The organism is Desmonostoc vinosum, from assembly GCF_059505385.1.
Map to the genome: position 1 here is coordinate 17,903 of NZ_JCACKM010000024.1, position 15,063 is coordinate 32,965.

The 15,063-nt window shown below is 41.8% G+C and carries 10 protein-coding genes and 3 pseudogenes; 5 read left to right on the top strand and 8 right to left on the bottom strand.

Annotated elements, in window-relative coordinates; translation table 11 throughout:
* Positions 1-22: 22 nt before the first annotated feature.
* From AC5JMF_RS02770 to AC5JMF_RS02790, 5 genes and pseudogenes are all read right to left on the bottom strand, one after another.
* A complete protein-coding gene (locus AC5JMF_RS02770) occupies positions 23-1,126 on the bottom strand; it encodes a TRAP transporter substrate-binding protein (protein WP_495794200.1) in 1,104 nt (367 codons plus the stop codon).
* Between the two features lie 71 nt (positions 1,127-1,197).
* Positions 1,198-1,332 (bottom strand): annotated as a pseudogene (locus AC5JMF_RS02775) (Uma2 family endonuclease); the annotation flags it as partial.
* Between the two features lie 87 nt (positions 1,333-1,419).
* Complete coding sequence (locus tag AC5JMF_RS02780) at positions 1,420-2,724, bottom strand: pentapeptide repeat-containing protein (RefSeq protein ID WP_495794201.1); 1,305 nt, start codon at positions 2,722-2,724, stop codon at positions 1,420-1,422.
* 422 nt (positions 2,725-3,146) lie between these two features.
* Complete coding sequence (locus AC5JMF_RS02785; RefSeq protein WP_495794202.1) at positions 3,147-4,622, bottom strand: pentapeptide repeat-containing protein; 1,476 nt, start codon at positions 4,620-4,622, stop codon at positions 3,147-3,149.
* A 204-nt stretch (positions 4,623-4,826) separates the two neighbouring features.
* Positions 4,827-5,537, bottom strand: a complete 711-nt coding sequence (locus AC5JMF_RS02790; protein ID WP_495794203.1) for a pentapeptide repeat-containing protein — start codon at positions 5,535-5,537, stop codon at positions 4,827-4,829.
* Positions 5,538-5,945: 408 nt separating this feature from the next.
* Here AC5JMF_RS02790 and AC5JMF_RS02795 point away from each other — a divergent pair, with 408 nt between their 5' ends.
* Positions 5,946-7,178, top strand: a complete 1,233-nt coding sequence (locus tag AC5JMF_RS02795) for an FAD-dependent oxidoreductase (protein WP_495794204.1) — start codon at positions 5,946-5,948, stop codon at positions 7,176-7,178.
* A gap of 132 nt (positions 7,179-7,310) precedes the next feature.
* Here AC5JMF_RS02795 and AC5JMF_RS02800 read toward each other — a convergent pair whose 3' ends face one another.
* On the bottom strand, positions 7,311-8,192 hold the full coding sequence (locus AC5JMF_RS02800; protein WP_495794205.1) for an Rpn family recombination-promoting nuclease/putative transposase: 882 nt from the start codon (positions 8,190-8,192) through the stop codon (positions 7,311-7,313).
* Between the two features lie 124 nt (positions 8,193-8,316).
* Here AC5JMF_RS02800 and AC5JMF_RS02805 point away from each other — a divergent pair.
* Positions 8,317-8,685: pseudogene (locus tag AC5JMF_RS02805) on the top strand (precorrin-8X methylmutase); the annotation flags it as partial.
* A gap of 53 nt (positions 8,686-8,738) precedes the next feature.
* Here the strand turns inward: AC5JMF_RS02805 and AC5JMF_RS02810 are convergent.
* Both AC5JMF_RS02810 and AC5JMF_RS02815 read right to left on the bottom strand, forming a co-directional pair.
* On the bottom strand, positions 8,739-9,932 hold the full coding sequence (locus tag AC5JMF_RS02810; RefSeq protein ID WP_495794206.1) for an NAD(P)/FAD-dependent oxidoreductase: 1,194 nt from the start codon (positions 9,930-9,932) through the stop codon (positions 8,739-8,741).
* Positions 9,933-9,972: 40 nt separating this feature from the next.
* Positions 9,973-10,089: pseudogene (locus AC5JMF_RS02815) on the bottom strand (GNAT family N-acetyltransferase); the annotation flags it as partial.
* Positions 10,090-10,700: 611 nt separating this feature from the next.
* Here AC5JMF_RS02815 and AC5JMF_RS02820 point away from each other — a divergent pair.
* The 3 genes from AC5JMF_RS02820 to AC5JMF_RS02830 all read left to right on the top strand — a co-directional run bounded on the left by AC5JMF_RS02820 (position 10,701) and on the right by AC5JMF_RS02830 (position 14,769).
* A complete protein-coding gene (locus AC5JMF_RS02820) occupies positions 10,701-11,312 on the top strand; it encodes a TetR/AcrR family transcriptional regulator (protein WP_495794207.1) in 612 nt (203 codons plus the stop codon).
* 799 nt (positions 11,313-12,111) lie between these two features.
* Entirely contained in the window at positions 12,112-14,337 is a 2,226-nt protein-coding gene (locus AC5JMF_RS02825) for a PAS domain S-box protein (RefSeq protein ID WP_495794208.1), read from the top strand.
* A 54-nt stretch (positions 14,338-14,391) separates the two neighbouring features.
* Positions 14,392-14,769, top strand: coding sequence for a response regulator (locus AC5JMF_RS02830; RefSeq protein ID WP_495794209.1), 378 nt, complete (start codon positions 14,392-14,394; stop codon positions 14,767-14,769).
* The last annotated feature ends 294 nt before the right edge of the window (positions 14,770-15,063 follow it).

A 15,063-nucleotide genomic window follows, 5' to 3' on the forward strand; every position in this document is an offset into this window, starting at 1 on the left:
AACGCTTCTGCACTCTCTCCAATCAGCCATTATTTGATGTAACAAAATTGGCATAACTTAATTCATTAATGCGATTCCAGTTATACACACTCTGGCGAAAAGTTTTCCATTGTTCGTAAACTTGTTTAAAAGTTGCGTCTTTGCTGGCATTTTCATCCAATAGCTCAAAGGATGCTTTCTTGGCTGCTTGCATAATATCCTGACTGTAGGGAATCAGCTTGGTGTTGCCAGCAACTAATCGTGATAATGCTTCTCCATTCAAAGCATCATAATTACTCAGCATATTTAAGTTAGCTTCTAAAGTTGCTGTCTTAAAAATTTCCTGGTATTCTTTGGGCAGACGCTTCCAGGCGTTCAAGTTAACTAATACATCCAAGGTTGGCCCCGGTTCCCACCAACCAGGATAATAGTAGAATTGAGCAGCTTTGTTTAATCCAAGTTTTTCATCATCGTAGGGGCCAACCCACTCAGCAGCATCAATTGCTCCCCTATCCAATGCTAAGTAAATTTCACCTCCAGGTAATACTTGCACGTTGACTCCCAAGCGAGACATGACTTGTCCCCCCAAACCAGGGATTCGCATTTTCAAACCTTTGAGATCAGTTACAGATTTGATTTCTTTTTTGAACCATCCCCCCATTTGGGCGCCAGTGCTACCAGCGGGAAAGTTAATCACGTTGAAGTTGGTAAAAATTTTTTGTATCGTTTCTAGTCCAGTACCGTGATAAATCCAGGCGTTTTGTTGTTGAGCATTCAAACCGAAGGGTACGGAAGTCGCAAAAGCTAATGCTGGACTTTTGCCGATGTAATAGTAGCTAGATGTGTGACCACATTCGACAGTTCCGGCTTGCACAGCATCAAGGACTTGCAACCCTGGTACTAACTCCCCAGCTGCGAATGGTGTAATTTTGAAACGTCCATTGGTCATTTCTGCAACCCGCCTGGCTACTGTTTCTGCACCGATAAAAGTACCTAAAGACTTAGGCCAGCTAGTCGCCATTCGCCAGCGCACATTTGGCTGTCCTGTTTGGACGTTCGGGGATGTACTAGTTCGGGTACAAGATACTAAAGTAGCAGCAGTTGCCGTGGCGATTGCAGCTGTGTTCAAAACCTGGCGACGTTTCATGATTTTTTGTTATTTAATTTAGTGAAAATTTTAAGCTAATTCAGCAACAATTAGTGAGGGAGAATATCATCTCAGCGAAGTTGAAGGCGAGTCAAAAGCGGTGAGTTAATTGATTGGTTGAGTCGGTATTGTTGTTGCATATAAGTGTCTTCAACCAATTGACAAACAGTAAAGGTAGGTTGTTTAAGTTTACCAATAAATGCTACATCCTAATTAACAATGGGTCATGGATATTTACAATTATCCATGACCCAGGCGTTGTTGTAATGTAGAGAAGTGGCGTTGCGATGTCTCTATGCTCGCCAATGTTTGGGTAGTTGGAGATTTCTGGGTAGGGTGGTTGTGCGATCGCCAATTGCCATTTCAATTTGGTATAGTTCCAAGTTCTCACATTCACTCAAGTTCGCACCACAGAGGTTAGCTTTCTCCAGAGTTGCATCTTGGAAGTTAGTGCCAATTAGATTTGCTTGTTGTAGTTTAGCTTGGTTGAGGTTTGCCTCTTGCAGATTAGCCTCTTCCAAGTTGGCTGTACTGAGCAACACACTTTCTAAGTTGGCCCCAATAAGTTTTGCTTTTTGCAAGTTAGTCCCGATCAAATTGGCTGCTTGGAGGTTACTACCCTCGAAATTCACCCGACAAAGGTTAGCATCACAAAGAATTGCTCCTTCTAGGTTGGCATCACTAAGGACTGCATCTTCTAAGTTGGCATCATAAAGACTTGCACCTTCTAAATTGGCATCCTCAAGGATTACACCAGAAAGATTTGCTTTTCTGAGGATTGCCTGTTGGAGATTCGCTCCTGGAAGGATTGCACCGGAAAGGTTGGCTTCATAGAGAATTGAGCCAGAAAGATTAGTTTCTGTCAAATCTGCCTCAGCAAGGTTGGCGCGACTCATGGTCGTCCATTGCAAGTTAGCCCCAGAGAGAATTGCCTTAGAGAGGTTTGCCTGCATTAAGTCTGCACCTCTGAGATCTGTATCACGTAAATCGAGTCTCTGATTTGCTAAATCGTTGTGGAAATTACGGCGGCCAATCACAGTTAAAGCTGTTTGAATATCTGTAGGAAGTTTTGATAATTCTTCTATTCCTTCGTCATATTCCTGTTTGATTGGTGCATTTTCTCGGATGAAAGCAGCAAGAATTTCCATAATTGTCCAATGATCTTTTGGAAAATCCTTGGCAATTCTTTCTAGAGCATAAATTGCAGCAAATCGGGTTTCAATCTTTTCGTTACCCAACTGTTCAATTGCTTTAGAAAAGCGGTCTGGAATAAATTCCTCTGTAGTTGGCTGTGGAAAATTGTGATTGGTATTGATATTATGATACCAATTAATTTCACCCCGCAATAGTTTTGTAAAACCACTCTGATCCATGTCCAGAGAGAGTTTTGATGTATAATAAGCATTAAGAATAAATGACAATCCACCAAAAATAATTGCAACGGTTGTTAAACCTTGAGTGATATACTCTATCTTTGGTAGTGTAGAAACACCTTGAAGGTCTGCAAAAAATGAGAAAATTAAAGTTAAAGAGAAAATAAAAATAACTGAGACAACTAGCAACAAACTTGTGATTTCATTAGTCTTTATGAAAGACATATCATGAGTCTTCATCTTTGACTCCTATGGTGATTAATTTAGGTCAATCCTATGAGCTTTCATAAAGATTTAATACCGTAAGAACACTGATAATCTTGACAAATGCATAGATTTACTCCATGAAAACTTGGTCATCTATTCATCATATATTCTCTTGACAAAAAATATAAATTATGATTCTCAATATTTTTAACTATTTAGTTAATAAAGCTTAATAATTTAATAACTAATACTATTATCAATGTGTTGAAAATTTAATATCGTCTGGTAGATGCGGGGATGAAGAGACGGGGGGACAAGGGAGAAATTTTAATACTTTGAATCTTGAGTTGCACCTTTGGTGCGCTTCCAGCGCAACTTGAATTTTGAATTTTAAAGATGCTATTAGCGAAAGTGGTAGGATGCACCTAAATAACGGTGGCTTATAGAGATTGCCGCCAATGTATTGGGGCTTCGACATCATCCGGTAGGCGAGTTGTGCGATCGCCCAGTGCCATTCTAATTTGTTGTGATTCTAAGTTTTTAGCTCCTGTCAAAATTGCTCCTTCAAGTTTGACATCACCAAGGTTTGCACCAAATAGGTTAGCTCCCATGAGATTTGCTTTAGTGAGGTTGGCTTGATAAAAGATGGCTCTTTGCAGGTTAGCTCCGATGAGATTGGCAAGATTCAGATCAGCTTCGGTCAAGGTGGCTTCTGAGAGGTTGGCAAAATAAACTTCTGTTTGTTGTAGTTTCGCGGCATTGAGATTGGCTCCAGAAAGGTTGGCTCCGTTGAGGTTGGCTCCATTGAGGTTGGCTCCGATCAAACCTGTATTGTGCAGGTTGGCTTTACCAAGCTTTGCTCCTTGCAAGTTAGCTAAAAATAGCTTAGCTCCAGAGAGGTCGGCAACTTTCAACGTGGCTTGTTGCAAGTTAGCTTTATAAAGGTTTGCTCCTTGTAAATTAGCTGCACGCAGACTTGAGCCAGAGAGGTTAGCTGTCCGCAGGTTGGCTCCAGAGAAGTTAGCGCGATTGAGGTTGGCTCGACAAAGGTTAGCTCCACACAAGCTAGCTTTGACTAAGTTAGCTTCATAGAGAATAGAGCCAACGAGTTTAGCTCCATCAAGGTTAGCCTCAGAAAGATCCGCTCCTCGCAGGTCGGCCCCACTCAGATCAGACCCTCGCAGATCTGCCTGTTGGAGGTTGGCTCCTAGTAAGTCTATGCGCCTGATGTTGGTATGACGTAAATCAAGTCTTTGATCTTTGGGATCTTCAAACAAATTGCGCCGTCCAATCACAGTCAGAGCTGCTTGAATATCGGTGCGAATTTTTGGTGATTCGTCGTGGAGGTTTTGGTCTAGATGCTGTACAGAACGCACCCCACTTCTACGCCTACCTGAGTAAACTACTGGCGAGTATTCCAGTTTTTTTGGCTCTCCCTCTAACTGCTGAATTTGTGTATTTTCTCGCACAAAGGCAGTGAGGATTTCCATGATTGTCCAATGTTCTTTAGGAAATTCTTGGGCAACTCGTTCTAGTGCGTAAATTGCACCTGTGCGAGTTTCAATCTTTTCATGTCCCAGCTGAGCGATCGCACTCATAAAACGTTCTGCAACTAATCTGTCTTGATTGAGTTTGGCATTTTGAATGCCAATTTCCAGATTTTTTTCGGCGGCGATCGCATTTTTATGCATAGCTTGGGCACGCTTCGCTGCATAGTAAGCATTAAACATGACTGCTGATGATAAAAAAACTATTGCAGTAGCTGTTAATGCTTGGTTTCTATACTGTATTTGTTCCTGAATTGATAGTTCTTTGATATTGAACAATGCGAAGAAGATTAGAGCCAACAAGAGAGCGAATATAACTGTTATGGTTATTAACCAATTCAACAAAGCGTCTGTCTTTTTAGCAGACATGGCAGAAATATTCCTCACAAAGCAGGATTTTTACTTAGTAATGGGGAAAAATAGTATAGCATTTAGCTGAAAATTTTAATAGCCTCAGAATAATTATTTAGATTGTTGAGGAGAAATATTTAATTTCTTTTTAAGTACAAAGCCTTGCCCTTTGCAATGCTCTCAAGCCCAACGAGGGTGGGCGGGCTTAGTTATTATTGTTCCCTATTTCCTAAATTTGGCTTCTCTGAGGTTTGCGTGTGTGAGTATGGCATCATTCAGGGTGGCTTTATGCAGCCTAGCTAGATATAGGTTGGCTCGATTGAGATTGGCTTTAGAGAGGTTTGCTTTTTCGAGATTGGCTGCACTGAGAATTGCGCCCTCTAAATTGGCTCGGTATAAGTTAGCTCCAGTGAGGTTAGCAGCAGTGAGAATTGCTCCTTTGAGATTTGCCCCTGTGAGGTTCGCGCCTGAGAGATTAACTTGATAAAGATTTGTTTGTTCAAGGTTTGCCCCACTCAAGTTTGCGCCTCTCATATCTGTATGACTTAAATCAAGCTGCTCATTTTCTGAGTCTTTGTTGACATTTCTGTTGGCAATAACAGTTAGGGCTGCTTGAATCTCGTGAGAGACTTTTGCTGATAAATTATTTGTTACTTCTAGCTGGGATATATAAGGTGCATGATCTCGGATAAAAGTAGTAAGAATATCCATGATCAGCCAGTGATATTGGGGATGCTCTTGGGAAATTTGCTCTAAATCTTTAATTACAGCTAAACTGCTTGCCATCGTTGCATTCTGTAGCTGTGCGATCGCTAGGCTTAAGCGCTGTTTTGGTGATTGAATTTGAGTTTGTTTGATTTTTTTGGCAGCAGCATATATCTCAAGGAAGATTTTTTTTAATAAATTATGATTGCTTGGTAAGATATTTTTCATCGTCTATAAAGTATGAATAATTACTGTCAACATATCCATCAAAAGATTAGCTTAAATTTTAACAATGTTTTTAAGCAAGGGTTTTCCCTGTTATACCAATTCACGAAAATCCTGATACAAATACAGACGGTGTAGAGACGCGCTTTTGAAGCGTCTTTTAGAGGTTGTTTGAAAAGTCTAAATTAATACTAACCCCGGCGATTAGAAATCGCGACTATATAGACAAAACCCACCTCCGTGGGTTTCAAGAACTCGATTTTTCGTGTTTTCCAAAGGAGGTGGACTAAGCTTTGTGTAGTAGCGAATTATATTCGCCCAAAACTTTTCAAACATCCTCTTAAAAGTGTTGAAAACGTCTTAAAGCAAGCCTTTCTACGAATTACGAATTAGTATGCTAATAATTGATGAATGCAGCAAAATTTACAGCCAAGAACTAAAGATTTAGTGTTGGTTGGTGGCGGTCATAGCCATGCCATTGTCTTGAAAATGTTTGGTACCAAACCGTCACCAGGAATACGTTTGACTTTAATTACTCTAGCTTCAGATACACCCTACTCTGGAATGCTACCAGGACATATCGCCGGATTTTACAGCCACGATGAATGTCATATTGATTTGCGATCGCTAGCAAACTTTGCTCAAGCACAATTGTATATTGATCGAGTAGTTGCCCTTGACCTGGAAAACAACAAAGTTATTTGTGCTAACCGACCCGCAGTAGATTTTGATGTGCTGTCCATTGATATTGGCAGTACTCCAGCCAGAATATCTGTATCAGGAGCCACAGAATATACAATTGCTGCAAAACCAGTAGCAAACCTATTAGAACATTGGTATCACCTACTGGAAGATGTAGCCAAAAATTCCCAACAACCTCTGAGTATTGGAATTGTGGGTGGTGGTGCTGGTGGTGTAGAATTGGCGCTGTCAATGCAAAGTCATCTACAGTGGATTTTAGGGTGTTGGGATGATCAAGAACTCGCTAATGTTAAAAATTTAGCAATTCATTTATTCCAGCGTCACCAGGAATTATTGCCTAGTTATCATTCCTCAGCGCGGCGTCAAGCGAAACAAATCTTAACTCAGCGTGGCATCAAGTTGCATTTGGGCGAAACTGTCTGCCAAGTTGCACCATCAAATCTCACACCTAATTTACTAGTTCACAGAAGGAAAGAAGCAATGCTTGAGGTTAAATGCGAGTCTGGGTTGACAGTGGAGTGTAACAAAATTTTTTGGGTAACACAGGCATCTGCACCTGAGTGGGTAAAAGCAACGGGACTGGGGACTGATGAGCAAGGCTTTATTTTAGTAGACGACACATTGCAATCTCAAACACATCCACATGTATTTGCGACTGGTGATATTGCCACAATGGTAAATCATCTCCGTCCCAAAGCAGGGGTGTTTGCAGTCCGTCAAGGTAAACCTTTATTTGAGAACTTGCAGCGGATTTTATTAAATAAACCGCTGAAACCTTATAGACCACAGAAACAGTATTTAAGTTTAATTGGTACAGGAGATGGACGAGCGATCGCCACAAGAGGTATCCTGACTCTACCACCCCACCAACTACTATGGTGTTGGAAAGACTTGCTTGATCGCCGTTTCATGGAACAGTTTGGGAAGGGGCTAGGGGCTTAGAATTATTAGAGTTAGTTGGCTTGAGCAATCGCGCCGAAGAAAAAGCTAGAAACTTCGCGGTCATTTTTGTGAAACTTCGCGGTGTTCAGATACCCAACTTCTCACTAATGATTGAGGATTGCTATATCTAAATTACAAAACCTGTTGCAATTCCTCAATAGTATTTGTAGTTACAACATTTCGTAAAATTGCTTTCAAACGCTCCAAATCATTAATTTGGTTGATTTGTGGCATCAATTGTAACCCATTATCACCAAACTTCAACTCTAAATTAATTTCAATAGCAGAAAGTATTCCTTGCAGTTCCCCGCGTGCTTCTCCGCGTGCTTCTCCGCGTGCTTCTCCGCGTGCTTCTCCCTCGCGTAAAATTTCTTGATACCAAGGCGATTCACGTAACACAGTCATATCCCACCTCATAATTTCCTGAACTAACCCACTCTCTAAAACAAACGTAGCAAAAAAAGCTAATACCGTTTCCAGTTGGTTTAGTTGTTCATCTGCACGCAGAATTTGTAATGCTTCTCTAATGGTAGATTCATTTTCGCCACCTTTGAGAATGGGGACAAACGGCAGTAAGGATGGTAACGGTTGTTGAAAAGCAATATTGACATCAACTTCCCACAGGTTAATTACCCGATAATCTTGTATTGCCCGTAATCCTGCAAGATTGGAGATAAAGCTCGTGGGTATTTCGTTGTTGCCAGTTTTTAGAATGTTGATCAGAACAGGGTATATTGGTAAATGATATTTTTCTTCTGCTAGTGCTGCATATGCACGTATCCGACGTGGCATTTGGGGTTTGTATCGTAATTGCAACTCGTTGAGAAGCAAAAATTCTCCATACTGAGAACTGTTGACACGGATTAAAACATCAGTTTCTCGACTAATCCACTGAAATTCACCAGTTACAATTTCCTCGGCAACAACATCAGGAATCTGCGTTACCCATCTTGCCCAGTTGTTGGGCGCAAGGCTGATTAATTTTTTGGTACTGACATCGGCAGGTTTTGCCATCGCGGTATAGATGCACTCAACAAGTGAGATTTATCGTAACTTGAAGTGTGACATTAAATCCAATTAACACCTATCGCGTACTTTGTTCAAAACCAAGTTTTTCACCTTGGATAAAAATTTCCTAATACGGCAAACAGCCTCAGCATTAGAAGGACTTTTAGGACGCGATCGCCATTGTCAAATTATGCAAGCTGAAGTGCTAGCCCAACTCAAATTCCTAGATGTAGAAACTCAACTAGGATTGGGAGGACTAGAAAAACTGTGGAGTGGTTTAGATGCACAAGTGCATACACATTCAGAAGTTTTTACCGAATCTTTACAACATCTGCTACCGGACTTGTCTAACCGTTCGGAAATTGAACAACACCTGATCTCTCAATTGGTTCTAGCTTGTGGCGATGTCAGTTTAGTATCATTTGTGAAGTTGAGTAAAGGTGCGATCGCAGCTAGTCGTGCAGCCCTGACTTTAGGCTGTGAGGTTTTTGTAGACATCTAGCAAGAAAGCAGGGAACGGGGGAAACTGAGTTGCTTGCTTTTTGTCGTCTTTCATTGAGAAAGTGTGTCTATGATGGGACGAACAAGCCAGTTAAAACCAACTTTTAGCTGATGGTCTAAGGTTGGCATCCGATACAGATAGGCAGCACGTCGGGCAACGTATGCCAAAGGCCCATCTAATTTAATTCCTAAACCAGCAAGGGTAGCGTTGTTTTTTCCTAGTGCCATCATTTCCCCTAGCTGTTGGTAGCGCAAAGGAAGCAAAGGACGGTGAGTTAGAGATGCCCAGATATTCCAAGCAGCATAATCAGCTTGTTGAAAGGCTGCTTGTGCGGTGGCAGGAATTTGCTGTCCTTCAGCATCACAACAGTCTGCCAAATCTCCTAAAGCGAAGATTTCTGGATGTTCAGGTACTTGCAAAGCAGGTGAGGTAGTGATTTGACCACGCTGGTTTTGCTTGAGAGACAGAGACTTGACTACGGGAGTCACCCGTGTACCTACAGTCCAAATTACCAAATCTACGGGGATCGTATCTGTCTGATTTTTGTACTCTAGAGAAATAGTGTCTTGCCCGATGGATTCTACTTTGGTTTCTAAATCTAGAAACACGCCTCGTGTTTCTAAAGCTTTTTTTGCTGCTTCACGATTAAACTCTGGGGAGGTTCGCAAGATTTGATCGCTAATTTCAACAATCCGAAAGCGTCCTCTTTCTCTCAATCTGTCTGCCAACTTACAGGCTAATTCCACACCACTGTAACCAGCCCCGACAATTACTACACGAATCTTATCAGCATCGGATTCTTCTAGCACTCGCAGGCGTTCTTCTAAGCGATAAGCATCAGTTATACTACGGAAAATATAAGCATAAGATGTTGCGCCTGGTACTAAATCTAGTGGAGTTTCGCCACCTAAAGCTAGTACTAATCTGTCATAAGGAATTTCCGGGCCGTCTTGTAAGTGTACGCGTCGCTGTTCGATGTTAATTCCAGATACAACCGCTTGATAAAAACGTACACCTGTGCCTTGTAGAAGTTCTGCAAACGGTGGGGCAATTTCCCAGGTTTGTAGTTCGCCTGTGAGTAATTCGTACAATAAAGGGGAAAATAAGAAGCGATCGCTTTGATCTACCAGAACGATTTCGGGCTTTTGCGTAGATTCCCAAGGTAACTGGCTTAAGCCAAGGGCAGTGTAGAGACCACCAAAGCCTCCACCAAGGATACAAATTCTAGGAGTTTGTTGAGTCATTGATTCTAGTGGACAGTCAATTTCAGCATGGCAACTAACCTCAGTGTAATGATTTCTTGAGTTCTATTGCCATCAGCCAACAATCAAAATACTCTCCCTCATGCAATTCATGTGCAGATAACAGCTTTACCTTAACAAAGCCACATTTCTCACGGCAAGTTTTGTGTTGGGGTCTGTCTTATACCAATTCGTAATTCGTAATGACGCGACGCTCCTGTGTCGCTCTAAGCGAAGCTATGCCGCAGGCTTTACGCTGACGCTCGTACCGACGCTCGATGACTCGCTACCGCTACGCTAACGTTGTTCCCCAGACATAATTTTTGATAGCTGCTACATATGCTACACGCTGTTGTCGCTGTTCAAGCCAGACTTCGTTAAGTTGGGAACGTGTCTCTAATAAAAAAGTAGCAACTTGTTGTTAGCGTTCTAGTACTTCTTGTTGCCGTTGCGATCGCGCAGCATTCCATTGTTCTCTGAGAGACACAATTTTAACTTTTCATCAATCTTTAGTTACTACTTAAAATCTTAATGTAAATTCAGTATATCGAAAAGTTTTCTATAAGCTTATAAGCCAAGTGAAAAAAAGGGAAATTCTTCAATTTGGAGCCGCTGAAATTTGGGAACAGCCCTATGAACAATATTGTTTATCTGATTTTTCTTAACATTCAACATTTCTGCTTTTGTTCATAAAATGTAAAAATATTTAAGAGAATAAAAAGTTTTCTTAAAAATCGACTACTATAATGTAAGTAAGTACTTACATATTCAATGAATAAAGCTGTCCGTTCGTCCTCACTTACCCGTGTTCGTTTAATAGAAGCTGCCTCACAAATCTTTGCTTGTTTAGGTGTTCAAGGAGCAACTACCCGTGAAATAGCTCGTGTCGCTGGTCTAAATGAAGTGACTTTATTTCGTCATTTTGCTAGCAAAGAACAACTATTAGGGGCAGTGATTGAAAATGCTTTAGCACTCCAGATAGAAGTTTTTTCTCAGCCGGAAGCATGGACACAGGATTTGAGCGTTGATCTCAGGCGTTATGCTCAGCTTTATAATAATATGCTGGAGGCGCAGGAAGACTTAATTCGTACTTTCATTGGGGAAGCTAAACGTCATCCTCAAGCAGCAAAACAAGTAATCCAAGAAGCTGCTAAGCCTTTAGGAGACAAACTATTAGCCTATTTGCAATCTAGCCAAAAACAAGGTGTTGTCAGATCTGATATCGATCTGTTGCCAGCAGTCGATATGTTTACAGGGATGCTACTGGCAGGAATGCTATGCCGCAATGCCAAGCTTAACCAAAACATCTATAGCCGTGAAACTTATCTTGAAACTTGCGTCGAGATTTTTGTGCGCGGCATTAGATTGGAGGCAGGGGGTTAGGGACTAGGCACTGGGGAACTTGTGGCCCCCTGGGGATTAAGCTAATCTGCCTTTAACTTGCATAATCCTTTACCTCAGAAAGACGCGGAGAGAAGTTGCGTGCGGGGGTTCCCCCCGTTGAGCAAACTTCGGAGGACGCGCTTAAGGGGAGACGCGGGGATGCAATTTGAATGATTATTAGCTTAGGGGTAATGGGGACACGGGGACGTGGAATAACTAATAACAAAGGACAAATGACAATTCCCAATTCCCAGTACTTCTCCTGTCGGAGACGCTACGCGTAGGGGTACGACTTTGCCCTTCGGCTCCGCTCAGGACAAGCTCAGTACAAGTTCCCAATTCTCTATCTAAATGAGTACACATGAAACTGTTATTTGCTTTATATTAGCGGTATAGTACTTACCATAGAAATGCAACTTTTCTAGCCTTGCCTCATGGTAAGGCTTTTGCTTTTCAGCACTCTTCAGCACGTGTAGCGATCGCATCTATACTCATTCGCTCAAATCCGACTTATGCCAACAAATATAGAGTTGCTTGCAGAATGGCTTGGTGGGATTGGGTACTCCGGGGTCGTCCTAATTGCTTTTTAATAGGTTTGTTCACAGACCGTATTATAATTTGAATCTATAAAGCAATGTCTAAACCTTCATCCTCAGCTTAGGATTCGTGTAAAAATAAGTTGAACAATTTAATATTTGTAGTGCGGGCATCTTGCCCGCGCGAGCAAGATGCTCGCACTACTTATTTTTACTTGATGCCTTAATCGTTACCGACCTGCAACTAGAGATTTAGTTTCACGATGGCAAATCAGCGGCAAGAACAAAAGCGGCTTCTCCAACAAATGTTTGAGAGAGCTTGTGATGCGATCGCTGTTACGGATGAGCGAGGTTTTTTTGTCGAGGTGAATGCAGCAGCTTGCAAATTATTTGGTTTAAGCCAAAAAGCTCTATTAAAAAGGAATTTGGCTGATTTGACAGATGCCGAGTTAGATTTTCAACAGATTTGTTTGAGCATTCAAAACGGTAGTCAGCCGACAGGAGAACTTTATCTATTACGTCCCGATGGTAGTCGGCGAGAGGTGGAATATACCTTAAGCTTGAATGTCGCTCCCCATCGCCATCTTGTGATTTTAAGAGACATCACCGAACGTCAAGAAGCAGCAAAAGATGAGTTATGGTGTCAACGGCAATGGGTTGAGTTATTTTCAGAAGTAACCCTCAAAATTCGGCAATCGTTGCAGTTAAAAGAAATCCTCCGGGCTACGGTTACAGAAGTGCAACGAATTCTCCAAGCAGATCGAGTACTGATATATCAAGTTTTACCAGATGGTACTGGTAAAGCCATCAGCGAAGCTGTTCTGCCAGAATATCCGGCGATTCTTGAGTTAGAGTTTCCCGAAGAAGTTTTTCCCCAAGAGTATCAAAAGTTATACGCTGCTGGACGTGTGCGGGCGATCGCAGATGTACATGATTCCAATGCTAATTTAGCGGATTGTTTGGTAGAGTTCATCGATCAATTTGATATCAAAGCTAAGTTGATTGTACCGATTCTGCAAAATCTGAATTCCCATCAACAAAACGAATCGCAAACCCAAAATAAGTTGTGGGGATTGTTGATTGCCCATCACTGTCATCATCCTCGACGCTGGGTAGATTTTGAATTAGAGCTGATGCAACAACTAGCAGATCAAATCAGTATTGCTCTAGCCCAAGCCCAATTATTAGAACACTTAGAAGAGATGGTAGAAGTTCGCACAGCCGAACTCAAAGATGCCAATCGTAATCTGCATCAAGAAATCAATGACCGGATGCAAGCAGAAGAAGCTCTGCGACGGAGTGAGGAACAACTGCGTTTAATTACCAATGCATTACCAGTATTGATTGCTTACGTAGACAACCAACAACGGTATAGCTTTAACAATAAAGCCTATGAAGATTGGTTAGGACAGTCACCACTAGAGATTCACGGATGCCATCTTCAGGACGTATGGGGACAAGACTGTTACCAACGAATGCACAGCCATGTCAAAGCAGCTTTATCAGGTCATGTAGTCACCTACGAAAATGAAATTACCCTCAAAGATGGCAACTTCTGCTCGGTAAACGTCACCTATATTCCGCATATCGATGAACAAAAAACCGTCAAAGGGTTCTTTTCCCTCACCAGTGACATTAGCGATCGCAAAGCCATTGAACGGATGAAAGACGAATTCATTTCCGTAGTCAGCCACGAATTACGAACCCCCCTCACCTCCTTACACAGTGCCTTGAAAATCCTCGCTACAGGGCGATTGGGAACTCTCTCAACCGATGGACAGCAAATGCTAGAAATCGCCGACGAGAACACAGTACGATTAGTCCGCCTAGTCAATAACGTCCTAGATTTGCAGCGGATTGAGTCAGGTGAAGTCACAATGGAAAAGCAAGCTTGCAACGCCGCAGATTTAATAACTCAAGCAGCCGAGGCAATGCAACCAATGGCCCAACAGCATGGTGTGAGTTTGGTAACACAGCCTGCGAATATCCAGATTTGGGTAGATTCAGATTATATCGTCCAGGCACTCACCAATTTACTCAGTAATGCGATCAAATTCTCATTACCTGGTACGACAGTTGGGTTAACGGTTGAACTAGGAACTAGGGAGCAGGGAGCAGGGGAGGTAGGGGGAGAAACAACAAACACTCATTGCCAATTCCCAATACTTCTACTGTCAAAGACGCTACGCGAACGACTTCGCTCAGTACAAGCTCCCAATTCCCAATTCCCCATTTCCCATTCCCAACCTATCGAAGTTCTGTTTTGTGTCCGCGATCAAGGGCAAGGAATACCTCAAGGCAAACTCGAAAGCATTTTTGAAAAATTTCAACAAGTTGACTCAACCGATTCCCGTAAAAAAGGAGGGACAGGCTTAGGGCTTACCATCTGTCGCAAAATTATCGAACAACATGGGGGTCGAATTTGGGCAGAAAGTACCCTTGGAAAAGGCAGTACTTTCTACTTTACATTACCAACATTCAAACAATGAAAGGGAACGTTCCCTTTAATTACGAATTACGAATTATTTAATTAGATAACTGATATGACTAAACGAGTTTTATTTATTGATGATGAAGAAACAATTCAAAAAGTCGTGCAATTTGGCATCCACATGGCAGTAGGTTGGGATGTAATGACTGCCAGTTCAGGGCCTACAGGTATCGAAACTGCTCAAACCGAACAACCTGATGTTATTCTGTTGGATGTGATGATGCCCGATATGGATGGCATTGCTACTTTTAAAGCCCTACAATCGCATCCCGAAACTGAACACATCCCAGTTATTTTTTTAACTGCCAAAGCACAGACATCAGAAAAGCGACAGTTTAATGATTTGGGTGTCAGTGGTGTGATTACTAAACCTTTCAATTCGCTTGATCTACCAGATCAAATTGCCAGGATTCTGCATTGGCAGATCTAGTTTTGAGAACGAGAAATGGGGAACTTGTACTGATACTTCTTCTGTTACTTGAAGTGAAAAAAAATCAGCAATTCATCGATACATAAAGTGATTTCTCTTTCTTCAATCAACATTTTTGGCGTTGCATAATTGCAGGATGATTTATCGGGCTACGCCCCGCTACGCCCCGCTACGCTAACACGCAGAGGCGCAGAGGCGCAGAGAGAATAAAGAGTTTGAGATTTCAATCTATCATATTTCATCCTATGATTCAGCAACGCCACATTTTTTTAACTACAATTTTATTTCTCCAAT

What these genes read in the sequence shown, in the direction of transcription:
- AC5JMF_RS02790 (WP_495794203.1), bottom strand. Translation starts at nt 5,537, where the DNA reads ATGAAAAATATCTTACCAAGCAATCATAATTTATTAAAAAAAATCTTC.
- AC5JMF_RS02825 (WP_495794208.1), top strand. Translation starts at nt 12,112, where the DNA reads ATGGCAAATCAGCGGCAAGAACAAAAGCGGCTTCTCCAACAAATGTTT.
- AC5JMF_RS02780 (WP_495794201.1), bottom strand. Translation starts at nt 2,724, where the DNA reads ATGTCTTTCATAAAGACTAATGAAATCACAAGTTTGTTGCTAGTTGTC.
- AC5JMF_RS02830 (WP_495794209.1), top strand. Translation starts at nt 14,392, where the DNA reads ATGACTAAACGAGTTTTATTTATTGATGATGAAGAAACAATTCAAAAA.
- AC5JMF_RS02820 (WP_495794207.1), top strand. Translation starts at nt 10,701, where the DNA reads ATGAATAAAGCTGTCCGTTCGTCCTCACTTACCCGTGTTCGTTTAATA.
- AC5JMF_RS02800 (WP_495794205.1), bottom strand. Translation starts at nt 8,192, where the DNA reads ATGGCAAAACCTGCCGATGTCAGTACCAAAAAATTAATCAGCCTTGCG.
- AC5JMF_RS02795 (WP_495794204.1), top strand. Translation starts at nt 5,946, where the DNA reads ATGCAGCAAAATTTACAGCCAAGAACTAAAGATTTAGTGTTGGTTGGT.
- AC5JMF_RS02785 (WP_495794202.1), bottom strand. Translation starts at nt 4,622, where the DNA reads ATGTCTGCTAAAAAGACAGACGCTTTGTTGAATTGGTTAATAACCATA.
- AC5JMF_RS02770 (WP_495794200.1), bottom strand. Translation starts at nt 1,126, where the DNA reads ATGAAACGTCGCCAGGTTTTGAACACAGCTGCAATCGCCACGGCAACT.
- AC5JMF_RS02810 (WP_495794206.1), bottom strand. Translation starts at nt 9,932, where the DNA reads ATGACTCAACAAACTCCTAGAATTTGTATCCTTGGTGGAGGCTTTGGT.